At 69.1% G+C, this 22,371-nt stretch carries 20 protein-coding genes, 1 tRNA gene and 1 riboswitch; of the genes, 16 read left to right on the forward strand and 5 right to left on the reverse strand.

What is annotated here, in order from left to right; all coding sequences use genetic code 11:
• The first annotated feature begins 127 nt into the window (after nt 1–127).
• The 13 genes from ABCR94_RS34880 (at nt 128) to ABCR94_RS34940 (ending at nt 13,938) form a co-directional block, all read left to right on the forward strand.
• Nucleotides 128–1,099, forward strand: a complete 972-nt coding sequence (locus ABCR94_RS34880; RefSeq protein WP_347125044.1) for a glycosyltransferase family 2 protein — start codon at nt 128–130, stop codon at nt 1,097–1,099.
• Complete coding sequence (locus tag ABCR94_RS34885) at nt 1,096–1,578, forward strand: GtrA family protein (RefSeq protein WP_347125046.1); 483 nt, start codon at nt 1,096–1,098, stop codon at nt 1,576–1,578. The genes ABCR94_RS34880 and ABCR94_RS34885 overlap by 4 nt, the downstream gene beginning before the upstream one ends.
• Before the next feature lie 60 nt (nt 1,579–1,638).
• On the forward strand, nt 1,639–2,304 hold the full coding sequence (locus ABCR94_RS34890; RefSeq protein WP_347125048.1) for a SurA N-terminal domain-containing protein: 666 nt from the start codon (nt 1,639–1,641) through the stop codon (nt 2,302–2,304).
• A 34-nt stretch (nt 2,305–2,338) separates the two neighbouring features.
• A complete protein-coding gene (locus ABCR94_RS34895; protein ID WP_347125049.1) occupies nt 2,339–3,322 on the forward strand; it encodes a nucleoside triphosphate pyrophosphohydrolase in 984 nt (327 codons plus the stop codon).
• A gap of 85 nt (nt 3,323–3,407) precedes the next feature.
• A complete protein-coding gene (locus tag ABCR94_RS34900) occupies nt 3,408–4,745 on the forward strand; it encodes a cytochrome P450 family protein (protein WP_521978506.1) in 1,338 nt (445 codons plus the stop codon).
• Between the two features lie 112 nt (nt 4,746–4,857).
• Nucleotides 4,858–5,781, forward strand: coding sequence for a transglycosylase family protein (locus tag ABCR94_RS34905; RefSeq protein ID WP_347125051.1), 924 nt, complete (start codon nt 4,858–4,860; stop codon nt 5,779–5,781).
• 262 nt (nt 5,782–6,043) lie between these two features.
• Nucleotides 6,044–6,214: riboswitch (cyclic di-AMP (ydaO/yuaA leader) on the forward strand.
• Nucleotides 6,215–6,217: 3 nt separating this feature from the next.
• Nucleotides 6,218–6,907, forward strand: a complete 690-nt coding sequence (locus ABCR94_RS34910; RefSeq protein ID WP_347125052.1) for a LysM peptidoglycan-binding domain-containing protein — start codon at nt 6,218–6,220, stop codon at nt 6,905–6,907.
• 240 nt (nt 6,908–7,147) lie between these two features.
• Nucleotides 7,148–8,431: a phosphopyruvate hydratase gene (gene eno, locus ABCR94_RS34915; RefSeq protein WP_347125054.1), complete on the forward strand. Its 1,284-nt coding sequence runs from the start codon at nt 7,148–7,150 to the stop codon at nt 8,429–8,431.
• A 138-nt stretch (nt 8,432–8,569) separates the two neighbouring features.
• Nucleotides 8,570–9,052 (forward strand): FtsB family cell division protein, encoded by a 483-nt coding sequence (locus tag ABCR94_RS34920; protein ID WP_347125056.1) that lies wholly within the window; start codon nt 8,570–8,572, stop codon nt 9,050–9,052.
• A 48-nt stretch (nt 9,053–9,100) separates the two neighbouring features.
• Nucleotides 9,101–9,637 carry a DUF501 domain-containing protein gene (locus ABCR94_RS34925; RefSeq protein WP_347125057.1) on the forward strand — a complete coding sequence of 179 codons (537 nt, stop codon included), beginning with the start codon at nt 9,101–9,103 and terminating at the stop codon, nt 9,635–9,637.
• A complete protein-coding gene (locus tag ABCR94_RS34930; protein WP_347125059.1) occupies nt 9,634–10,575 on the forward strand; it encodes a Ppx/GppA phosphatase family protein in 942 nt (313 codons plus the stop codon). The genes ABCR94_RS34925 and ABCR94_RS34930 overlap by 4 nt, the downstream gene beginning before the upstream one ends.
• Before the next feature lie 436 nt (nt 10,576–11,011).
• Nucleotides 11,012–12,409 (forward strand): NAD(P)/FAD-dependent oxidoreductase, encoded by a 1,398-nt coding sequence (locus ABCR94_RS34935; RefSeq protein WP_347125061.1) that lies wholly within the window; start codon nt 11,012–11,014, stop codon nt 12,407–12,409.
• A 221-nt stretch (nt 12,410–12,630) separates the two neighbouring features.
• Nucleotides 12,631–13,938 (forward strand): class I SAM-dependent methyltransferase, encoded by a 1,308-nt coding sequence (locus ABCR94_RS34940; RefSeq protein WP_347125063.1) that lies wholly within the window; start codon nt 12,631–12,633, stop codon nt 13,936–13,938.
• A gap of 71 nt (nt 13,939–14,009) precedes the next feature.
• Here ABCR94_RS34940 and ABCR94_RS34945 read toward each other — a convergent pair whose 3' ends face one another.
• Together ABCR94_RS34945 and ABCR94_RS34950 are read right to left on the reverse strand one after the other, a co-directional pair.
• Nucleotides 14,010–16,553, reverse strand: a complete 2,544-nt coding sequence (locus tag ABCR94_RS34945; protein ID WP_347125065.1) for an ABC transporter permease — start codon at nt 16,551–16,553, stop codon at nt 14,010–14,012.
• Between the two features lie 65 nt (nt 16,554–16,618).
• Nucleotides 16,619–17,386, reverse strand: coding sequence for an ABC transporter ATP-binding protein (locus ABCR94_RS34950; protein WP_347125067.1), 768 nt, complete (start codon nt 17,384–17,386; stop codon nt 16,619–16,621).
• Nucleotides 17,387–17,763: 377 nt separating this feature from the next.
• Between ABCR94_RS34950 and ABCR94_RS34955 the strand changes: the two genes are divergently transcribed.
• Both ABCR94_RS34955 and ABCR94_RS34960 read left to right on the forward strand, forming a co-directional pair.
• Nucleotides 17,764–17,845, forward strand: a tRNA-Leu gene (locus ABCR94_RS34955).
• Nucleotides 17,846–18,031: 186 nt separating this feature from the next.
• Nucleotides 18,032–18,898, forward strand: coding sequence for a Bax inhibitor-1/YccA family protein (locus tag ABCR94_RS34960; protein ID WP_347125068.1), 867 nt, complete (start codon nt 18,032–18,034; stop codon nt 18,896–18,898).
• Nucleotides 18,899–19,006: 108 nt separating this feature from the next.
• Here ABCR94_RS34960 and ABCR94_RS34965 read toward each other — a convergent pair whose 3' ends face one another.
• Complete coding sequence (locus ABCR94_RS34965; RefSeq protein ID WP_283515299.1) at nt 19,007–19,237, reverse strand: DUF4287 domain-containing protein; 231 nt, start codon at nt 19,235–19,237, stop codon at nt 19,007–19,009.
• 99 nt (nt 19,238–19,336) lie between these two features.
• Between ABCR94_RS34965 and ABCR94_RS34970 the strand changes: the two genes are divergently transcribed.
• A complete protein-coding gene (locus ABCR94_RS34970; protein WP_347125070.1) occupies nt 19,337–19,654 on the forward strand; it encodes a hypothetical protein in 318 nt (105 codons plus the stop codon).
• A 22-nt stretch (nt 19,655–19,676) separates the two neighbouring features.
• Here the strand turns inward: ABCR94_RS34970 and ABCR94_RS34975 are convergent, their stop codons facing one another.
• Both ABCR94_RS34975 and ABCR94_RS34980 read right to left on the reverse strand, forming a co-directional pair.
• Nucleotides 19,677–20,540 (reverse strand): hypothetical protein, encoded by an 864-nt coding sequence (locus ABCR94_RS34975; protein WP_521978538.1) that lies wholly within the window; start codon nt 20,538–20,540, stop codon nt 19,677–19,679.
• A gap of 340 nt (nt 20,541–20,880) precedes the next feature.
• Nucleotides 20,881–22,101 (reverse strand): acetyl-CoA C-acetyltransferase, encoded by a 1,221-nt coding sequence (locus tag ABCR94_RS34980; RefSeq protein ID WP_347125072.1) that lies wholly within the window; start codon nt 22,099–22,101, stop codon nt 20,881–20,883.
• Between the last annotated feature and the right edge of the window lie 270 nt (nt 22,102–22,371).

A 22,371-nucleotide genomic window follows, 5' to 3' on the forward strand; every position in this document is an offset into this window, starting at 1 on the left:
GCGCGGCGGAAATCCCCACAAATGCCGTCGAGTTCACTCGGCGGTCGCCTGCATTTCATTCGAATTCCCGATACCCGCCACCTGCGGGGAGTTGTCAGTCCCTGACTGCTTCGATCCGGGGAGAGCCGTGCTCATCTCAATTGTCGTTCCGTGCTTCAACGAAGAGGAGATCATCGGCCGCTTCCACGAGCATGTCACCAAGGAACTCGGCGATCTCGGCCACCCCATCGAGATGCTCTATGTCGACGACGGGAGCAAGGACCGTACGCTCGCGATCCTTCAGGAGATCGCCCGGTCCGATCCACGCACCCGCTATGTCTCCTTCAGCCGCAACTTCGGCAAGGAGGCGGCCATGCTGGCGGGCCTGCGCAGCGCGTCGGGCGACACGGTCGTCATCATGGACGCCGACCTCCAGCACCCGCCCGAGCTGGTCCGCCGCATGGTGGCCCTGCACGAGCAGGGCTTCGACCAGGTGATAGCCCGCCGGACCAGAAAGGGCGACCGGGTCACGCGTACGCTGACCGCTCGTGCGTACTACCGGCTCATCAATCGCCTGGTCGACGTCGAGCTGGTCGACGGCGTCGGTGACTTCCGCATGCTCTCGCGCCGCAGTGTCGACGCCGTACTCGAACTCACCGAGTACAACCGTTTCTCCAAGGGCCTCTTCGCCTGGGTCGGATTCACCACGGTCACCTTCGAGTACGAGAATGCCGTGCGCGAGGAGGGTCGCTCGAAATGGAGCTTCTCGAAACTGCTCAACTACGGCCTCGACGGTCTGCTCTCCTTCAATGACAAACCACTGCGGGCCGCGCTCTATCTCGGCATCGTGCTCCTCACCATCGCCATGGCGTACTCGACATGGATTGTCGGTGTCACCCTCGTGAACGGCGTGGAAACCCCCGGCTATGTGACACTCCTGGTCGCCCTCACCGCGCTCGCCGGAGTGCAGATGATGATGATCGGAGTTGTCGGCGAATATGTCGGGCGCATCTATTACGAGGTGAAGCGCCGCCCGCATTTCCTGGTGCAGGAAACCAATATTGACGGCGCACCCGGCGGTGCCTCGCAGCCGCAGAACAGGGAGCTCGTCCACCGATGACCCGCCCCCCGACGACTCCGCAGGAGGCGACCCGCGCGCCGGTAATCCGCCAGCTGATCAGGTTCGCCCTGGTGGGAGTGATCAACACCGGTACGTACTACGGGTGCTACCTGCTGCTCCTGCCGTGGCTGCCGTACGTCGTCGCGCACGTCGTCGCCTTCGGGATCAGCATGACGGGCTCGTTCTTCCTCAACTGCCGCTTCACGTACAACACCCGGCCCACCTGGCGGAAGTTCCTGCTGTTCCCGCTCACCAACGCGGCGAACTTCGTGATCACCACCAGCGGCGTCTACCTTCTGGTGGACGTCCTGCACTACGGCAGCACGTACGCCCCACTGATCGCCGCGTCCGCCGCGATCCCGATCACCTTCGTTCTCTCCCGCACGATCATGCTCAGCGGCACAACGCAGAACAGCGCATCCACGAACACGAGCGAATCGTTGGGCGAATCAGTGGCCCGGACCACTCCGACTGCCTAACATCGATCATCGCAAGGTCGTTCGTTGCACTGCCGCACGATCACCGCCGGGAGGCCCCCTTTGCACCGCCGCCGTCGCACCGCGCTCTCCGTCTCCGCCGCACTGCTGGTCGCGGCGCCGTTCCTCGCCGCCTGCGGCAATGAGGCGCACCCTGGGGCGGCAGCCGTCGTCGGCGGTGACCGCATCGACGTCTCCGCGCTCCAGTCGCAGGTCAAGGACGTACGCAAGGCCCAGCAGACGTCCCCGCAGTCCGCCCAGCTCATCGGCACGACCGGTCAGCTCGGCCGCGCCAAGCTCTACGACCTGATCGTCGACCAGATCGTGCAGCGCGCCGCGGACGACGCGGGCACGGGCGTGACCCGCAAGGAGATCCAGGCGGCCCGCGCGAGCGCGGCGCAGCAGTCGGGCGGCGCGGAGCAGCTCGCCGCGACGTACCTCCAGCAGCGCGGCATCGCCCCGGACCAGATCGACGACGCCATCCGCAGGGACGTCCTGGTGGGCAAGCTCGCCGCGGCGATCGGCGCGGGCAACACCCCCGAGGGCCAGCAGAAGGTGAATGCCGCCTTCGTCGCCGCGTCCAAGGCGCTGAACATCGACGTCAACCCGCGCTACGGCACCTGGGACGACAAGAAGATGCAACTCGGCGACTACAAGGCCCCGTGGATCACCCAGGTCACCAAGGAAAAAGCCGCAGCGCCCCCTGAAGGCCAGCAGCCGGGCGCGTAGGGGGACTGTCATAGGGTCGAGGTAGTTTCGACGGGTGACCACCGAGACACCACCACCCGCCGTCGCCCCCGGCCGCATCGTCCTTCTCACCGCCAGCCACCGCGTCGCGCCCGGACTGCTGTCCTGGCCCGCCTGGCAGACGCTGCACGCCGCCGACCGGGTGCTGTGCGCCGACGCGGGCCACCCGCAGCTGCCGTATCTGCGCGAGGCGGGAGTCACCGTCGAGCACCTGACGCCCACCGCGCAGGAGCTGGTCGACGCGTGCGCGGGCGGCCGGACCGTCGTGGTGCTGCCCTCCGGCGAGGGCGACCAGGCGCTGACCGACGGCATCTCCCGGCTGGCCGGGTCCGGTCGCATCCAGATGCCCGACCTGGAGCTGCTCCCCGGCTCGTACGACCTCCCCGGCGCCCGCCTCCTCGATCTGGTCCAGGTCATGGACCAGATCCGTGTCGCCTGCCCGTGGTCGTCCCAGCAGACCCACAAGGGCCTCGCGAAGTACGGCATTGAGGAGGCGTACGAGCTGGTCGAGGCGATCGAGGACGGCGACCGCGACGAGCTGCGCGAGGAGCTCGGCGACGTACTGCTCCAGGTCGTCTTCCACGCCCGCATCGCGCAGGAGGGCGGCCCGGCGGAAGAGGACGAGCCCTTCTCGATCGACGATGTCGCGGCGACCCTCATCGACAAGCTCATCCACCGCCACCCGCATGTCTTCGGCGACGAGACCGCCGAGACCCCCGAGGACGTGAAGGAGCACTGGTTCCGCACGAAGGCGGAGGAGAAGCAGCGCGACTCGATCACCGACGGCGTCCCCCTCGGCCAGCCGGGCCTGGCCCTGGCGGCGAAGCTGTCCTCACGAGTACGCCAGGCGGGCCTGGACATCGCGCTCCCGAAGGGCGAGGGCATCGGATACGAGCTGCTGGCCATGGCGGTACGAGCAGAGGCAGCCGGCACCGACCCGGAAGCCGCCCTGCGCGCCGCGGCCCGCACGTACTGGGACGCGATCCGCGCGGCCGAGTAGGGACTCGACCCGCCCCCGGTCCCACGCGGGGCCGGGGCGGCGCGGGGTCCGGGTGGCGCCCGGGTCGGGCCCGCGCAGGGTCCGTATGGCGCCCAGTTCGGGCAGCCGCGGGGCCCGAGTGGCGCCCGGGTCGGACCTGCGTCGCGCGCCCGATACGGTCGACGGCGTGCCGCACCAGCAGAACCTCCCCGCGTCCGCGCCCGAACTCTTCACCTGGGAGTTCGCCACCGACCCGTACCCCGCCTACGCCTGGCTGCGCGAGCACGCCCCCGTGCACCGCACGACGCTGCCCAGCGGGGTCGAGGCCTGGCTGGTGACGCGGTACGCCGACGCGCGCCACGCGCTCGCCGACCAGCGGCTCTCCAAGAACCCGGCCAACCACACCGGGTCCGCGCACTCCAAGGGGAAGACCGGCATCCCCGGAGAGCGCAAGGCCGACCTGATGACGCATCTGCTGAACATCGACCCGCCGGACCACACCCGGCTGCGGCGGCTGGTGGCGAAGGCGTTCACACCGCGCACGGTGGCCGCGTTCGCGCCGCGCGTGCAGGAGCTGACGGACCAGCTCATCGACGCCTTCGTGGAGAAGGGTGAGGCCGACCTCATCCACGACTTCGCCTTCCCGCTCCCCATCTATGCGATCTGCGACCTGCTCGGTGTGCCGCGCGAGGACCAGGACGACTTCCGCGACTGGGCCGGGATGATGATCCGGCACGGTGGCGGCCCGCGCGGCGGCGTCGCACGGTCGGTGAAGAAGATGCGTAACTACCTGGCCGAACTGATCCACCGTAAAAGGGAAGAACCGGGCGACGACCTGATCTCGGGTCTGATCCGGGCGAGTGACCACGGTGAGCATCTGACGGAGAACGAGGTCGCGGCGATGGCCTTCATCCTCCTCTTCGCGGGCTTCGAGACGACGGTCAACCTCATTGGCAACGGTGTATACGCGCTGCTGCGCAATCCCGTTCAGCGCGAGCGGCTCCAGCGCGCCCTGGCCGAGGGCGATACGGAGCTCCTTGCCACCGGCGTCGAGGAACTCCTGCGCTACGACGGCCCGGTGGAGCTCGCGACCTGGCGGTACGCCACCGAGGCGCTGACGCTGGGCGGCGAGGACATCGCCGCGGGCGACCCCGTACTGGTCGTGCTCGCAGCCGCCGACCGCGACCCGGAGCGGTTCAGCGACCCGGACACGCTGGACCTCTCACGGACCGACAACCAGCACCTCGGGTACGGGCACGGCATCCACTACTGCCTCGGCGCGCCGCTCGCGCGGCTGGAGGGGCAGACGGCTCTCGCGACGCTGCTGCGGCGCCTTCCTGACCTACAGCTTGCGGTGGATCATGATGATTTGCGGTGGCGTGGGGGACTCATCATGCGCGGACTGCGCACGCTTCCGGTCGAGTTCGGGATGAAACGGGAGTGACGGAACGTCAATGTTGAGACCTTCACGTGATCTCTGCTGCATCGACTTGTAACAAACGTTCGAGTACGGCTACGTTCACCGTCATCTCAGCCGTCACTCGAAAGGCAACTGCATGCTCTCCGCGAACGGCCGGCATCGCCGCCCGCGTCAGGCTCCGGCCCTCGTTGTAGCGGTGGGAGTCGCCGGCTCCGCCATCGCCATCCCACTGCTCGGCGCCACCAGCGCAGGCGCGGCCGAGGCGGCCACCTGGGACCGGGTCGCCGAATGCGAGAGCGGCGGCATGTGGAGCGCCGACCTCGGCAACGGGTACTACGGCGGGCTCCAGTTCTCGCAGGACACCTGGAAGGACTTCGGCGGTACGGCGTACGCGCCGCGCGCCGACCTCGCCAGCCGCTCGCAGCAGATCCAGGTCGCGGAGAAGGTGTTCGCCGACCAGGGTCCGCAGGCCTGGCCCAGCTGCTCGGTGATCTCGGGCCTGGCGAAGGGCGACAACGCCGCGCCGGGCGACGGGGCGACCACCGCGCCGACGCCGTCCGAGGCGCCCGACTCGACCAAGGCCGACGAGTCCGAGGGAACAGAGGGATCGGCGGAAGGATCGGCGGAAGGATCGGCGAAGCCGGAGGCGGACGACTCCGCCAAGCCTGCCGACCCGACCGAGCCCCCCGCGTCCGAGACGCCCTCCCAGACCCCTCGTACGCCCGCGGAGAAGTCCGCGACGCCCACCGCCGACGAGGGCGCTACCCAGGGCAAGCACCGCGGCGGCAAGGCCGCCGAGCCCGGCAAGAGCGCCGAAGCGTCCACCGGAAATACGGATGAATCTCGCGAATCAGGCCGTCATGCCTCACGAGGTGACGGATCGGTACGTGACGCGGACGGCGAGTACGTCGTCCAGTCCGGTGACAGCCTCTGGACCATCGCCGACACGCACGACGTGTCCGGCGGCTGGTCGGCGATCTACGAGGCGAACGAGAACGTTGTCGGCTCCGACGCGGACCTCATCCGCCCTGGCCAGAGCCTCGATCTGACCGCGAAGTAGGGGTAGTTCGCGGTTGAATGTCCCAGTTTGGAGCTGGTGAGACAAGGGTCTCTTTGCCCCAACTGGTGTGTTCCACCGAGGAGCCCTCCTCGCGTCACCTCTGACCTGCACGGATGCCCTTGCCGTAGAAGCAGGTAAGGGCGGTATCTCCCTGATGTTCGCCTTTGGACATCAGGGAGTCGTGTGTTTACGGTCGGACCGCTCGCCACCGCGGGCCCCGTCGACCGTCACGCCGAATCCTGCCGTCGGTCGGGGGGAACCGACGCGTAAAGCGCCGTAGGCAGGAGCGGGGGACCCAGGTAAGCGCCGGGCCCGGCCGTCGAGAGACGAACCGGAACCGGCTAGGGGTAAAGCTGCGCACCAGTACGTGCAGCCGGGCACTCACTTGGCCCGAACCCGACAGCTCACCTCGTAGGCGTCGGTGAGGAGATGTCACATGCTGTTTTCCAGCAAGGCCAAGCACCGTCGCCCGTCCAAGGCCACCCGCGTTGCCGCGCTCGCCGGCGTCAGCGGCGCTGTCATCGCCGCCCCGCTGCTGGGTGCGACCTCTGCCTCGGCGGCCTCCGTCGAGACGTGGGACGCCGTCGCCCAGTGCGAGTCCGGCGGCAACTGGTCCATCGACACCGGCAACGGTTACTCGGGCGGCCTGCAGTTCTCGCCGTCCAGCTGGGCCGCCGCGGGCGGTACGCAGTACGCCGCGAGCGCCGCCCAGGCCTCCAAGAGCCAGCAGATCGCCGCTGCCGAGCGTCTTCTCGACATCCAGGGCCCGGGCGCCTGGGCCTGCGCCGGCGCCGGTGGCCTCACCAACGACGGTGTGGACCCGAACGTCGACACCTCCGGCTCGCAGAAGCAGGCCGAGCCGCAGCAGGAGCAGGCCGCCCCGCGCCAGGCCGAGCAGCCCGCCTCGCGCAGCGAGGTCCGCACCGCGCCGAAGGCCGAGACCAAGGCCGCCGCCCCGATCAAGAAGGGCGACGGCGAGTACAAGGTCAAGTCCGGCGACACCCTCGGCAAGATCGCCAAGGCCGAGAAGGTCAAGGGCGGCTGGGCCAAGGTCTTCGAGCTGAACAAGGACATCGTCACCGACGCCGATGTCATCTACCCGGGCCAGCAGCTGCACCTCAAGTGAGCTCGAAGCTGAGCAGCTGAGCGGCTGAGAGGCTCGCCCCACAGAACCACCCCGGCCCGGCGCGTTCTCCCCCGTACGCGCCGGGCCGGGGTTTCGTCATTATTTGCCCTGACAAGTGCGCGTTCTTGTCCCAGGGAACGGGCGATCGGCTGGCCGATGCCCCCGGGCCGGTTAGGCTCTTGTCGCAAGGCCAAAGTGACCCTGCACCCCTAGCGTCACACCCCATAAGGAGATGCTCTCGTGCCGTCCATCGACGTCGTCGTAGCCCGGGAAATCCTGGACTCCCGAGGCAATCCCACGGTCGAGGTCGAGGTCGGCCTCGACGACGGCAGCACCGGTCGTGCTGCTGTTCCTTCCGGTGCTTCCACCGGTGCGTTCGAGGCCATCGAACTTCGCGACGGTGACCCGAACCGGTACCACGGCAAGGGCGTCGAGAAGGCAGTCCTCGCCGTCATCGAGCAGATCGGCCCGGAGCTCGTCGGCTACGACGCCACCGAGCAGCGCCTGATCGACCAGGCCATGTTCGACCTGGACGCCACCGAGAACAAGGGCTCGCTCGGCGCGAACGCCATCCTCGGTGTCTCGCTCGCCGTCGCGCACGCCGCTTCCGAGGCGTCCGACCTGCCGCTCTTCCGCTACCTCGGCGGTCCGAACGCGCACCTGCTGCCCGTCCCGATGATGAACATCCTCAACGGTGGGTCGCACGCTGACTCCAACGTGGACATTCAGGAGTTCATGATCGCGCCGATCGGCGCGGAGTCCTTCTCGGAGGCGCTGCGCTGGGGCGCCGAGGTCTACCACACCCTCAAGAAGGTGCTGAAGACCAAGGGTCTGTCCACCGGCCTCGGCGACGAGGGCGGCTTCGCCCCGAACCTGGAGTCCAACCGCGCCGCGCTCGACCTCATCCTTGAGGCCATCACGCAGGCCGGTTACATCCCCGGCGAGCAGATCGCGCTCGCGCTCGACGTCGCCGCCTCCGAGTTCTACAAGGACGGCAAGTACGAGTTCGAGGGCAAGTCCCGCTCGGCCGCCGAGATGACCGAGTACTACGAGGAGCTCGTCGCCGCGTACCCGATGGTCTCCATCGAGGACCCGCTGTACGAGGACGACTGGGCGGGCTGGAAGGTCCTCACCGACAAGCTGGGCTCCAAGGTCCAGATCGTCGGCGACGACCTCTTCGTCACCAACCCGGAGCGCATCGCGCGCGGCATCGACGAGGGCTCGGCCAACGCGCTCCTCGTCAAGGTCAACCAGATCGGCTCGCTCACCGAGACGCTGGACGCCGTCGAGCTGGCCCAGCGCAGCGGCTTCAAGTGCATGATGAGCCACCGCTCCGGCGAGACCGAGGACGTCACCATCGCCGACCTCGCGGTCGCGGTGAACTGCGGCCAGATCAAGACCGGAGCCCCGGCCCGTTCGGACCGTGTCGCCAAGTACAACCAGCTGCTGCGCATCGAGGAGATCCTCGACGACGCCGCGGTCTACGCAGGCCGCAGCGCGTTCCCGCGCTTCCGCACCGCGTAGGCAGTAGAGAGCAGGCAGTAGGCAGTATCCGGGGCCGACCGCCCTGTCGTACGTACGTCCCCGCACTCGGTCCCGTACCGTGTCCGGGGACGTCCGTGCGTGGGCGTGCGTACGCCTGCGTAAAGGGGAGACGAGGCCATGGCTGGGAAGAACCGGGACCGGTTCTCCACCGCGACCAGGCTCAAGCTGCTCGGTGAGCAGACCGCCGCCCGCGTCTACCGCTCCCAGAACCGCCGCCAGGCCCGGCGCTCCCGGCTCACCGGCCGGGCCGCGCTGCTTGTGCTTGTGCTCTGTTCACTGATCGTGGCGCTCGCCTATCCGATGCGGCAGTACGTGTCGCAGCGCGGCGAGATTGCCCAGGAGCAGCAGCGGATGCGCGAGGCCGGCGGCCGGGTCGAGGAACTGCGCGACGAGAAGGCCCGCCTTCAGGACGACGCGTACGTCGAGCGTCTCGCCCGGGAGCACCTGCACCTGGTGAAGCCGGGGGAGACGGGCTACACCGTCTTCGACCCCGACGCGCGCGACAAGCGCCGCACCGACGACGGCGCGGCCGACCGCCCCTGGTACGACAACTTCTGGGACGGCGTGGACGAGGCCGACCGCCCGGACCAGCAGCCGTAACACCACCACCACGCACGCGAACCACGAACACGAAGGCACGAAAGCCGCATGGAAGCCGCACCCCCGACCACCCCGCGCACCGAGCCCACCGAGGCGGACATCGCCGCGTTCAAGCTCCAGCTCGGCCGCCCGCCGCGGGGCCTGCGTGCCATCGCGCACCGCTGCCCGTGCGGCCTGCCCGACGTGGTCGAGACGGCCCCGCGGCTTGAGGACGGCACGCCGTTCCCGACTCTGTATTACCTGACGTGCCCGCGCGCCGCGTCCGCGATCGGCACGCTGGAGGCCGACGGCCTCATGAAGGACATGACGGCCCGGCTCGCCGAGGACCCCGAGCTGGCCGCCGCCTACCGCGCGGCCCACGAGGACTACATCGGGCGCCGCGACCTCATCGAGGTCCTGGAGGGCTTCCCGAGCGCGGGCGGCATGCCGGACCGGGTGAAGTGCCTGCACGTCCTGGTCGGCCACTCGCTGGCCGCCGGACCCGGCGTGAACCCGCTCGGCGACGAGGCCATCGCGAAGCTGCCCGCCGACTGGTGGGCCAAGGGCCCGTGCGTGACGCCCTGCACCGACAAGGCGCAGGCATGACCCGCGTCGCGGCGATCGACTGCGGTACGAACTCCATCCGCCTGCTGATCGCGGACGCCGACCCGGCCACCGGCGAGCTGGTCGACATCGACCGCCGGATGCAGATCGTGCGCCTCGGCCAGGACGTCGACCGCACCGGACGCCTCGCCCCCGAGGCGCTGGAGCGCACCTTCGCCGCCTGCCGGGAGTACGCGCGGGCCATCAAGGCGCACGGCGCCGAGAAGGTCCGCTTCGTCGCGACCTCCGCATCGCGCGACGCCGAGAACCGTGACGACTTCGTCCGCGGCGTCCTCGACATCCTGGGCGTCGAGCCCGAGGTGATCACCGGCGACCAGGAGGCCGAGCTCTCCTTCACCGGAGCCACCAAGGAGCTCACGGGCCGCGCCGACCTGCCCAAGCCGTACCTCGTGGTGGACATCGGCGGCGGCTCCACGGAGTTCGTCGTCGGCGACGACCGGGTGCGGGCCGCCCGCTCGGTCGACATCGGCTGCGTACGGATGACCGAGCGCCACCTCGTCCATGACGGGGTCACGTCGGACCCGCCCACCCTCGGCCAGATCACCGCGATCCGCGCCGACATCAAGGCCGCGCTGGACCGCGCCGAGGAACTGGTGCCGCTCGGCGATGCCCGCACCCTGGTCGGGCTCGCGGGGTCGGTGACGACGGTCGCGGCCATCGCGCTGGGCCTCGACACGTACGACCCGTCGGCCATCCACCACTCGCGGATCTCCTACGAGCGGGTCAAGGAGATCACCGGCATGCTGCTGACCTCGACCCACGCGGAGCGGGCCGCGATCCCCGTCATGCACCCGGGGCGGGTGGACGTCATCGCGTCGGGCGCGCTCGTACTGCTCGCGATCATGGAGCGGGTGGGGGCCGGGGAAGTGGTCGTCAGCGAGCACGACATCCTCGACGGGATCGGCTGGTCCATCGCCTGACGGGGGGTCGGCCGAGGGCGGCTCGGGAAGCCCTGAGGGACCTCTGAAGGACCTCCGAGGAAGCCCTGGGGGAGTCCCGGGGGCAACCTGCGGGACACCCGTCGGCGAACTTCGTGAAGTTCTTCACAAGGAATGGGGGCCCTCGGGCCCCCATTCGGACGACTGGGGCCCGGCGGGTTGCCTGACAGGTGCGCGCCGCTCGTTTATCGGACGGGGCGGGCGTGTTGCGTACCTGTGAACAGGGCCGGTGGTTCACCCCTCGGAAGACCGTGAGGCGCCAGCTCACAGGGGGTTTCCAACGTCCCGTCAGGTGTGGTGGTTCCCCTGCGGGACCATGACCTGTGCCACGTGAGCGGCGCAGTGTAGCAGAAGTGGTCGGAGTGCTTGTGAAGGGGCTCACGAGCCACCCCCCGGTAAGGGGTGGATACTCGATGACATGAGCACCACGGAGCGTCCCAGGATCCTCGTAGTAGGCGGTGGGTACGTAGGCCTGTACGCAGCTCGACGCATTCTCAAGAAGATGCGTTACGCGGAAGCGACCGTCACGGTCGTCGACCCGCGCTCGTACATGACGTACCAGCCCTTCCTCCCCGAAGCCGCCGCAGGCAGCATCTCGCCGAGGCATGTCGTCGTACCGCTGCGACGCGTCCTGCCCAAGGCCGAGGTGCTCACCGGTCGGGTCACCACCATCGATCAGGACCGCAAGGTCGCCACGGTCGCACCGCTCGTCGGCGAGGCCTACGAGCTGCCCTTCGACTACCTGATCATTGCCCTTGGCGCGGTCTCACGCACCTTCCCGATCCCCGGCCTCGCCGAGCAGGGCATCGGTATGAAGGGTGTCGAGGAGGCCATCGGCCTGCGCAACCACGTCCTTGAGCAGCTCGACAAGGCCGACTCGACCACCGATGAGGACGTCCGCCGCAAGGCGCTCACCTTTGTCTTCGTGGGCGGCGGCTTCGCGGGCGCCGAGACCATCGGCGAGGTGGAGGACATGGCCCGCGACGCGGCCAAGTACTACACCAACGTCAAGCGCGAGGACATGCGCTTCCTGCTGGTCGACGTGGCCGACAAGATCCTTCCCGAGGTCGGGCCCAAGCTCGGCGCGTACGGCAAGGAGCACCTGGAGTCCCGCGGCATCGAGGTCTACCTCAAGACCGGCATGGACTCCTGCGTGGACGGTCACGTGATGCTCAACAACGGCCTCGAAGTCGACTCCAACACGCTCGTGTGGACCGCCGGCGTGAAGCCCAACCCGGCGTTGGCCCGCTACGGCCTGCCGCTCGGCCCGCGCGGTCACGTGGACACGCGGACGACGCTCCAGGTGCAGGGCACCGACTACATCTGGGCCGCGGGCGACAACGCCCAGGTGCCGGACATGGCCGCCCGCAAGGCCGGCGCCGAGAACGCCTGGTGCCCGCCGAACGCCCAGCACGCGCTGCGCCAGGCCAAGGTCCTCGGCGACAACGTCATCTCCGGGATGCGCGGCTTCCCGCAGAAGGACTACAGCCACGCCAACAAGGGTGCGGTCGCCGGTCTCGGCCTGCACAAGGGCGTCGCGATGATCGTCATCGGCAAGGTGAAGATCAAGCTCAAGGGCCGTCTCGCCTGGTACATGCACCGCGGGTACCACGGCATGGCCGTACCGACTTGGAACCGCAAGATCCGTGTCCTCGCGGACTGGACCCTCGCGATGTTCCTCAAGCGCGAGGTCGTCTCGCTCGGCGCCATGCAGACTCCCCGCGAGGAGTTCTACGAGGCTGCCAAGCCCGCCCCGGCCCCCGCCAGGGTCAAGGCCACGGTGCCCGCCGAGGGTGAGAAGGCCAAGGCGTCCTGACGCCGGGCCAGTAGTACACGCAGTGACTCCAGGCCTCAGGGGCCGTCCGCCATCCGTGGTGCGGGCGGCCCCTGAGGCTTTTTCCGGCCACGGTAGTTGCCATTACCACTCACTTTGCCCACCCCTTACCCGGTATCGGGATGCTGCGAGGCACCCCGCGGTGTTATCTGGGATGTATCTCGCCCGCATTCCCTGGCTCCACCGTCACGGAGGTGTGCACCATGGCCGACGCCGCCCTGCGGCTGACCGCGCTCGCCGAGGAGCTCCTCGGATCCCCACTACCTGTCCGCATCAAGGCCTGGGACGGCTCCGAGGCCGGCCCGCCCGACGCCCCCACCCTCGTCATCCACAGCCGCCGCGCCCTGCGCAGGCTGCTCTGGAAACCGGGCGAACTGGGCCTCGCCCGCGCCTGGGTGGCCGGTGAGATCGAGATCAGGGGCGATCTGTACGAGGGCCTGGACCGCCTCGCCCACCTGCTGTGGGAGCGCGGCCAGGACGCCAAGTCCACCGTCCACCCGGTCCGCGACCCCAAACTGCGCGCCGCCGCCCGCGGCCTGGTCGGCCTGGTGGGCCTGCTGCCGCCGCCCGCCCCGCCCCGCGAGGAGGTGCGCCGCCGCAGCGGCCCGCTGCACACCAGGCGCCGCGACAAGGAGGCCATCAGCCACCACTACGACGTGGGCAACGATTTCTACGCACTGGTGCTCGGCCCCTCGATGGTCTACTCGTGCGCCTATTTCGACGAGGGCCTCACCCTCGAAGAGGCCCAGCGCGACAAGCTCGACCTGATCAGCCGCAAGCTGGCGCTCAAGGAGGGCGACCGGCTGCTCGACGTGGGCTGCGGCTGGGGCTCGATGGCGATCCACGCGGCGCGCGAGTATGGCGCGCGGGTCACCGGCATCACCCTCTCCGCCGAGCAGGCCGCGTTCGCCCGCAAGCGCATCGCCGAAGAGGGCCTGACCGACCGCATCGAAATCCGGGTGCAGGACTACCGGGACGTCAGGGACGGTCCGTACGACGCGATCTCCTCGATCGGGATGGCCGAGCACGTCGGCTCGGTCCAGTACCGGGCGTACGCCGACGACCTCTTCGCCCTGCTGAAGCCGGGCGGCCGACTGCTCAACCACCAGATCGCGCGCCGCCCCGAGCCGGACGAATCGGCGTACCACGTCGACGAGTTCATCAACGCGTACGTCTTCCCCGACGGGGAGCTGGCGCCGGTGGGCCGGACCGCGGGGACGCTGGAGGAGGCGGGCTTCGAGGTCCGCGACATCGAGTCGATCCGTGAGCACTACGCCCTGACGCTGCGCCACTGGGTGGCCAACCTGGAGGCGAACTGGGCCCAGGCGGTCCGGGCCACCTCGCCGGGCCGGGCCCGCGTCTGGAAGCTCTACATGGCCGCGTCCGCCCTGTCCTTCGAACATAACAAGATCGGGGTCAACCAGGTCCTCGCCGTACGGCCGGTGGCGGGGGGAGCCTCCGGAATGCCGCTGCGCGCCAGGGTCTGGGGCGCGGGGTCCCGCCCGGCCTGAGCCCGCACAGCCGAGTGGGCCGGCCCCCGTGACGGGAGCCGGCCCACTCGGCTGTGCGTACCGCCCGGAGGCTACTCGGCCTTGATCGCCGCCAGCGGGTTCAGCCTGGCCGCGCTGCGCGCCGGCCACATCGCGGCCAGCACGCCCACCAGCGCGGCGGCCACCAGGAAGATCGCGATCCGGCCGACCGGGATCTGCATGGTGTACGTCTTCATCGAGTCGCTGATCCCGCTGCCCGCGGCCCAGCCCAGGAAGATCCCGAGGCCGACACCGAGCGCCGCGCCGAAGAGCGAGATGACGACCGACTCCAGCCGCACCATCTGCTTGACCTTGGAGCGGTCCAGGCCGATGGCCCGCAGCATCCCGATCTCGTGCTTGCGCTCGAAGACCGACATCGCGAGGGTGTTGATGACACCCAGCACGCCAATCAGAACGGCCATCCCCAGCAGCCCGTACAGCATGTACAGCATCAGGTTGATGGCGCCACCGATCTCGTCGCTGATCGCCTGCTTGTCCTGGATCTTGATGGCGGGGTTCTCGCCGAGTGCCTTGACGATGGCGTTCTCGGCCTTGGTGGAGGTGCCGTCCTTCATCTTCACCAGCACCTGCTGGTCGGCGACCTTCTCCAGGTGCGGGTCGACCACGGCGGTCGGCGTGAAGAAGCCGTTGATCATTTCGTTCGGCTCGTAGACGCCGATGACCTTCAGCTTCACGGACTTGCCGTCGTCGAACTTCACCGAGGTGGTGTCGCCCGGCTTCAGGCCCTGCTGGTCGGCGGTCTCCTTGTCCACGACCGTGGTGTCACCGGTCAGACCGTCGAGCGAGCCACTGGCGAAGTCGAGGCTGAGCAGCTTGCCGATGTTCTTCTCGTCAACACCGTTGATGCTGCTGAACTCCCCGTCGACCTCGCCGTACGCGGTGCGCATCGGGCTGCTCGCGGCCACCTCGGGGAGTGCGGCCAGCTTCTTCGCCACGGTGGGGGAGAGCGGCTGGTAGTTCGCCATGGAGACGGTGTAGTCGGACTTCAGGGAGTCCGTCGCCATCTTGTTGATGGCGCTCTGCATGGAGATCGCGATCACCGTCATCCCCGTGATGAGGGTGAGGCCGATCATCAGCGCGGCGGCCGTGGAGGCGGTACGACGCGGGTTGCGCAGCGAGTTCTGCCTGGCCAGGTTGCCCGTGACGCCGAACGGCTTCAGGAGCGGCGTCATGGCGGCGATGAAGGGCCGCGACAGCAGCGGCGTGAGCACGATGACGCCGACGAGCATCAGACCCGCGCCCAGGGCCATGTATGGCATGCCATCCTGGCCGCTGACGGACACGCCCATGAAGAGCGCGCCGGCGCCGAGTGCGGCGATGACCGAGCCGATGGTGTTGCGTACGACCAGACCGCGCACGGTCGGCGACGCGTGGACGCTGTTCATCGCGGCGACCGGCGGGATCCTCGCGGCCCGGCGGCCGGGCAGCCACGCGGCGAGCATGGTCACGACCACACCGATGATCAGCGCGACAACGGCCGTCATCGGGGCGACGACCAGCGGACCGTCGGGCAGCGTGCCGCCGATGGCGTTGACCACCGAGCGCAGACCGATCGCGATGCCGATGCCGACGGCGAAGCCCGTGACCGCGGCGATCACGCCGACGATGAACGCCTCGATCAGTACGGAACGCGTCACCTGGCGGCGCGAGGCGCCGATGGCGCGCATCAGCGCCAGTTCCTTGGTGCGCTGGGCCACCAGCATGGTGAAGGTGTTGGCGATGATGAAGATGCCGACGAAGAGCGAGATGCCGGCGAAGTACAGCAGGGCCTGGCTCAGCGAGTTGGTCTGCTCGTTGATCACCTCTTCCTGGTCGGCGGCCAGGGTGGCGCCGGTGACCGCTTCGGTGTCCTTCGGCAGGATCTTCACGGCCGCGCTCTTCAGCGCCGCCTGGGAGGTGCCCGCGGCGGCCTTGATGTCGATCTCGTCGTACTCGCTCTTGCCGAGCACCTTGGGCGCGGTCGCGTTGTCGAACAGCACCAGGCTGCCGCCGGCCACCACATTGCCGTTGGAGGTGTCGAAGATGCCGCTGATCGTCTGCTTGGTCACCGGGCCGTCGGTCGACAGCCGGGCGGAGTCGCCGACCTTGTAGCCGGTGCGCTCGGCGGTGCGGCTGTCCACCGCGATCTCGCCGGCCCGCTTCGGGGCCTGCCCGGCGGTGAAGGCGTATCGGGCGTCCTTGCCGTCCGCGCCGGGGTAGAAGTTGGCGCCGGTGGTGCCCCAGTCCTGGCCGACGAGCTTGCCGTTCTTGTCGGCGAGCGCGGTGAAGCCGGACATGTCACCGATCACGGACGCGGCGCCGGGAAGGCCCTGTGCCTTCTTCAGCAGAGCGTCGGTCAGCACAGGCTGCTTCTTGGCCTCCTGGGCGTCGCTGGAGGGGCCGGAAGCCATGTCGGGGCGGATGGCGACCGACACATGGTCGAAGCTCTTCGCCGATTTGTTCTTGAAGGCGTTGCCGATGGTGTCGGAGAAGACCAGGGTGCCGGAGACGAAGGACACGCCGAGCATTACGGCGAGCACGGTCATCAGCAGCCTGGCCTTGTGCGCGAGCACATTGCGCAGGGCGGTTCGGAACATGTGTCAGTCAGTCCTGGAGTGGGAGCGGCCGGATGGGAGGGGGCGTACGCGCTGCGAGCCGTCGGTCAGCTGGTGCGGCCCTTGCTGTCGAACTCCTTCATCCGGTCGAGGACGTCGTCCGCGCCCGGGTGGAGCATCTCGTCGACGATCCGGCCGTCGGCCAGGAAGATCACCCGGTCCGCGTAGGCGGCGGCCACCGGGTCGTGGGTGACCATGACGACGGTCTGGCCCAGCTCGCGCACGGAATTGCGCAGGAAGCCCAGGACCTCGGCGCCGGAGCGCGAGTCCAGGTTTCCGGTCGGCTCGTCGCCGAACATGATCTCGGGGCGGCTGGCCAGCGCGCGGGCCACCGCCACACGCTGCTGCTGACCGCCGGAGAGCTCTGTGGGGCGGTGCTTGAGACGCCCTGACAGGCCGACCATCTCGATGACCGTGTTCAGCCACGCCTGGTCGGGCTTGCGGCCCGCGATGTCCATCGGCAGCGTGATGTTCTCCAGCGCGTTCAGCGTCGGCAGCAGGTTGAACGCCTGGAAGATGAAGCCGATCTTGTCCCGGCGCAGCTGCGTGAGCTGCTTGTCCTTCAGGGTGCTCAGCTCGGTGTCGCCGATCCGTACGGAGCCCGAGGAGAAGCTGTCGAGGCCCGCGACGCAGTGCATCAGCGTGGACTTGCCGGAGCCGGACGGGCCCATGATCGCGGTGAACTCACCCTGTCGGAAGTCGACGGTGACCTGGTCCAGCGCGACCACCTGGGTCTCGCCCTGTCCGTAAACCTTGGACAGCTCGGTGGCGCGTGCGGCGACCGCGGTGGCGCGGTGAGCAGTGGTGGTGGTCACGAGGGGGCTCCTGTCGGGGACGCTTGGGGGACTTATTCATCGTCCCGGCCGACCGGCCGCCGCGGATCAGCCCGCATGCCCGTTCCCGTGGCCCCCCTGAGTCGGACCCGCGGCCCGTCAGTCCTCCTCTGGTATGACGTCAACCCTGAGAGGCGGGCCGCGCCCGGGGTGCTCGCGCGGGCAGTCGAGTTTCCGTCATTCCCCGGCGGAGGCTCTTGCGGCCGTCCACCGCGCCCGGCATGTGCCGATGGCCCTTTACATGGTCTGACACACCCTCAGGCGCCAATAAAATAAGACAACATCGGATCGCTGTTCCGCTGTTCGGGGGATGCGTCCGGATAGGCTCTGACCCGCGAAATGGGGAGCCACAACAACCCGCCCGGATGGTGGAATGCAGACACGGCGAGCTTAAACCTCGCTGCCCCTCGGGGCATGCCGGTTCGAGTCCGGCTCCGGGCACTTTCACCTCGTTCGGGTGCGGGCTCCCGCTTTTGTGTCCCCGGCCGGAGGGGCGCCCGCAGGCCACCCGTGGCCCGGGGCCGCGGCAAGATCGCGGAAAGATCCTCCCCTGGCACTAGGGTGTTCGCTTTGCTTTCCCATTACGCTTGACCCCAAGGCCACGCTCGGTGGCTATGGAGGAGTGAGATGAGGAGCAGCAACCCGGTCTTCTCGCGACGGGGCTTCAGCCGCGACAACGGCACCGCGGGCTTCAACGCGACGCCGCAGGCCGGGGGCCCCGCCGTAGGTACGGCGCAGGGCAACCCGTACGCCCAGGGCGCCACGACCCCGTACGCGACGAACCCTTACGCCCAGCAGGACACCCAGTACGGCGTTCCGCAGGCACCGCCGCGCGGCTCCGTCATGACGATGGACGACGTCGTCGCACGGACGGGCATCACGCTCGGCGTCCTGGTCGCCGGCGCGACCGTCGCCTGGGTCATGAACCTCGGCCTCGGCCTGGCCATCGGCGCCGCCCTCGTGGCGATGGTGCTCGGCCTCGTCCAGGCGTTCAAGAGGCAGCCGGTCCCGGCGCTGATCCTGGCGTACGCGGCCTTCGAGGGCATCTTCCTCGGTGCCATCAGCAACTTCGTCAACCAGTGGGTCCCCGGCGCGGCGATGCAGGCAGTACTGGGCACGATGGCGGTCTTCGTCACCATGCTCGTGCTGTACAAGACCCGCATCATCCGCGTCACCCAGCGCTTCACGCGCTACCTGATGATCGCCGCGATCAGCTTCATGGTGCTCACCGCTGTGAACCTGCTCTTCATGGTCTTCGGCGGCGGTGACGGCCTCGGCTTCCGCAGCGGGCCCATGGGCATCCTCTTCGGTGTCGTCGGTGTGCTGCTCGGCGCGTTCTTCCTCGCCCTGGACTTCAAGCAGGTCGAGGACGGCATCGCCTACGGCGCGCCGCGCGAGGAGTCCTGGCTGGCGGCCTTCGGCCTCACCATGACCCTGGCGTGGATCTACCTGGAGATGCTGCGACTCGTCGCGATCTTCAGCGGGAACGACTAGCGGTCGTTCCGGCCCCGACTGATGCAGTCGGGGCCGATCGAGGCATGAAGAAGGGCCCGCAGGCACTGCCTGCGGGCCCTTCTTGCTGCCGTGTTTCGCTGCCGTGGTTCAGAGAAGTTTGCGGGCGGCCCGCCTCAGGTCGTACTCATGGATGATCGCTTTGGCGTGACCGTAGGCGAGATGGTGTTCACTCCGGAGCCAGCTGACCTTCTCCTCGAAGCGGAAGAGGGAGGGACCGTCGTCTACGGCGCGGAGCCAGTCGGAGATTTCACGACCGGTGCAATGGGGGATTCGGGAGAGCAGGTTTCGGTGGGTCTCCTCGGAGAAAACTTGGGACATCGGCGCCTCCGGACGCTTCGCACGAGTGCTCCTTCACGCCACCGTGCCTGAGCGTTCGCCTGTTGGCAACAGTCCGGGGGAGGCGCGTAGGGTCGCGGTGTGCTCGATACAACGCCCTTGGTGGCCACCGTGGACCGACTGGCCGACCGGCTGCGCGCCGCCCCGCAGAGCCGCCTGCAGCGCGGATTCGCGGCCGAAGGACTGGCGCTGGCCAGGGAATTGTCTGTACGCGCCCAGCGCCTGGAGTCGCCCGGACGCGAGCCGCGGATCATGCCGGACGCGGGGGTCTTCGCGGTGGCGGACCAACTCGCCGTCGCCGGGCATGATCTGGCCACCGCACTGCAAACAGCCTCGTCCGTGGAACTGGACGAGGTTGTGAGTCTGGTGGAAGCCGTGACGGCGGAAGTACTGGGATAGGGCGAGGCACCGGGGCCGCCGGTTACATCGACGCTATGACCCGGTCGGCGAGGATGTAGACGTTCTCCTCGCCGCAGGAGAAGGTCAGCGCGTACGCGCCGGAGATGCCGGAGCCGCCCAGCAGGACCGGGGCGGTGCCGCCGCGCAGCGACTCGGCCAGACGCTCGGCGGTCTCGCGGTGGCCCGGGGTCATGCACAGCGTCGTGCCGTCCGTGAAGACGTACACGTCGAGGGTGCCGAGCGGTCCCGGACGTACGTCGGTGAGGGCCGTACGGGAGAGCGCGAGCTCCTCCAGCCGCGACACGGTGCGGTCGTGGTCGCCGGTGGCGGCCGTTGGCTGGACCGGGATGCTCTGCTCGACCCGGTTGGAGGGGTGCGAGGGGTGGCGGCGGCGGGCGGCGGCCAGCTCCGGGGAGTCCTCGGGGTACGGGTCGGCCTCCACATCGGCGCCGTCGAAGCCGTCCACGATGTCCGTGCTGTCGAGGGCTTCGAGCGCCTCGTAGACGTCGAACGGCTCCAGGCCCGCGAAGTCGGCCTGGCGCGGCACGAAGAACGGGGCGTCCTCGCCGAGCCCGGACAGACCGCCGAGCAGCGACGGGGCGTCAGCCACGTCGCGGGACTCCTGCGCGGCCCAGAAGGCACGCGCCTCGGCCAGCTCGCGCTCGCGTTCCTCCGCGAGCGCCTCGGCCACAGCGACCCGTATGCCGTCGGTGTCCGCAGCACGGGTCTGCTGCGGGACGGTGGGCCCGGCGCCGCCGTGCGTGGCGGAGGCCGCCAGCTCGGTGCGCAGGGCGCTGACCTGCTTGCGCAGTCCGTGGACGGCGTGCAGCGCAGCGGCGCCCACGGCCGTCGCAGCGGCCGCGGTAAGCAGTAGGGCAAGAGGCATGGCGCTCACTGACTTACTCCCGGTTTCAATCGATCCCCCGACTTCCTACATCAGCTTGTCGTGAAGCCGTGCCCGGTGTCAGTGCATTACGTCACGAATTGGACAGGTCTTTGGGCCTGGTGTTTAGTCCATAAACGGCTGTGACCTGCGGAGATACCCTTCGGGGGAGAGGTAGGTCACAGCCTGGGGGAGATTAGGTCACGGACAGGGCGCGACGGTGACGGCCGGAGGGCCGGAAAGCGCTGCAGAAAGCCACTTTTCGACCCCCGTGTCCACCGCTTCTCGGCCCCGCCGTGGGTCGGCTGCCGTGGGTCGGCTGCCAAGGGTCAGCTGCCGAGGGTCAGCTCAGGCGCTCGATGACCATGGCCATGCCCTGGCCGCCACCCACGCACATCGTCTCCAGGCCGAACTGCTTGTCGTGGAACTGGAGGCTGTTGATGAGGGTGCCGGTGATCCGGGCGCCGGTCATGCCGAAGGGGTGGCCGACCGCGATGGCGCCACCGTTGATGTTCAGCTTGTCCAGGTCGATGCCGAGGTCCCGGTAGGACGGGATGACCTGGGCGGCGAAGGCCTCGTTGATCTCGACGAGGTCGATGTCGCCGATGCCCAGGCCTGCGCGGCGCAGCGCCTGCTTGCTGGCCTCCACGGGGCCGTACCCCATGATCTCGGGGGAGAGGCCGGAGACGCCCGTGGAGACGATCCGGGCCAGCGGGGTCAGGCCCAGCTCGCGCGCCTTGGTGTCGGACATGATCACCAGGGCGGCGGCGCCGTCGTTGAGCGGACAGCAGTTGCCCGCGGTGACGAGGCCGTCGGGGCGGAAGACCGGCTTGAGGCCCTGGACGCCTTCGAGGGTGACGCCGGCGCGGGGGCCGTCGTCCTTGCTGACGACCGTGCCGTCGGGGGTGGTGACCGGGGTGATCTCCCGCTCCCAGAAGCCGTTCTTGACGGCTTCCTCGGCGAGGTTCTGCGACCGCACACCGAACTCGTCCATGTCCTGGCGGGTCACGCCCTTGGTGCGGGCCAGGTTCTCGGCGGTCTGGCCCATCGAGATGTACGCGTCGGGCATCAGCCCGTCCTCGCGGGGGTCGCGCCAGTCGGCGCCTTCCTGCTGGGCGCGCTCGGCGGTACGGGCCTCCGCGTCGGCGAAGAGGGGGTTGTGGGTGTCCGGCAGACCGTCCGAGGAGCCCTTGACGCTGCGCGACACCATCTCGACACCGGCGGAGATGAAGACATCGCCCTCGCCGGCCTTGATGGCGTGCAGGGCCATGCGGGAGGTCTGGAGGGAGGAGGAGCAGTACCGGGTGACGGTGCAGCCGGGGAGGTGGTCCATCCCCATCTGTACGGCGACGATGCGGCCCAGGTTGTGCCCCTGCTCGCCGCCGGGCAGACCGCAGCCGAGCATCAGGTCGTCGATGTCGCGCGGGTCGAGCTCGGGCACCTTGGCGAGGGCGGCCTCGATGATGGTGGCGGTCAGGTCGTCCGGCCGCAGATCCTTCAGCGAGCCCTTGAAGGCGCGGCCGATGGGTGAGCGGGTGGCGGAAACGATCACGGCTTCGGGCATCACGGCTCCATGAGGGCGAGAAGGCAGGGCTGTGTGGGAAGTTACCCGCACGTATGGCTCGGGGCACGTCCCGGGTGATGTGATGCGGGCCTCTTTTCTAAGCGCCCGCTCAGCTTTTTCGTGCAACCCTCGCACGGATCGGCCCCTGGGGGCCTCACCGGCTTCGGGTCGCTGCGGTGGACTCCGTCCACCGGGGCGGGTGGGGCACGTGAGGCCCTGGGGCCTGCGTGTGGGGCCCCGGGGACCCGTACGGGTCCCCGGGGCCTTGCA

This window comes from Streptomyces changchenzhani (genome assembly GCF_039766235.1).
Taxonomy (GTDB): Bacteria; Actinomycetota; Actinomycetes; order Streptomycetales; family Streptomycetaceae; genus Streptomyces.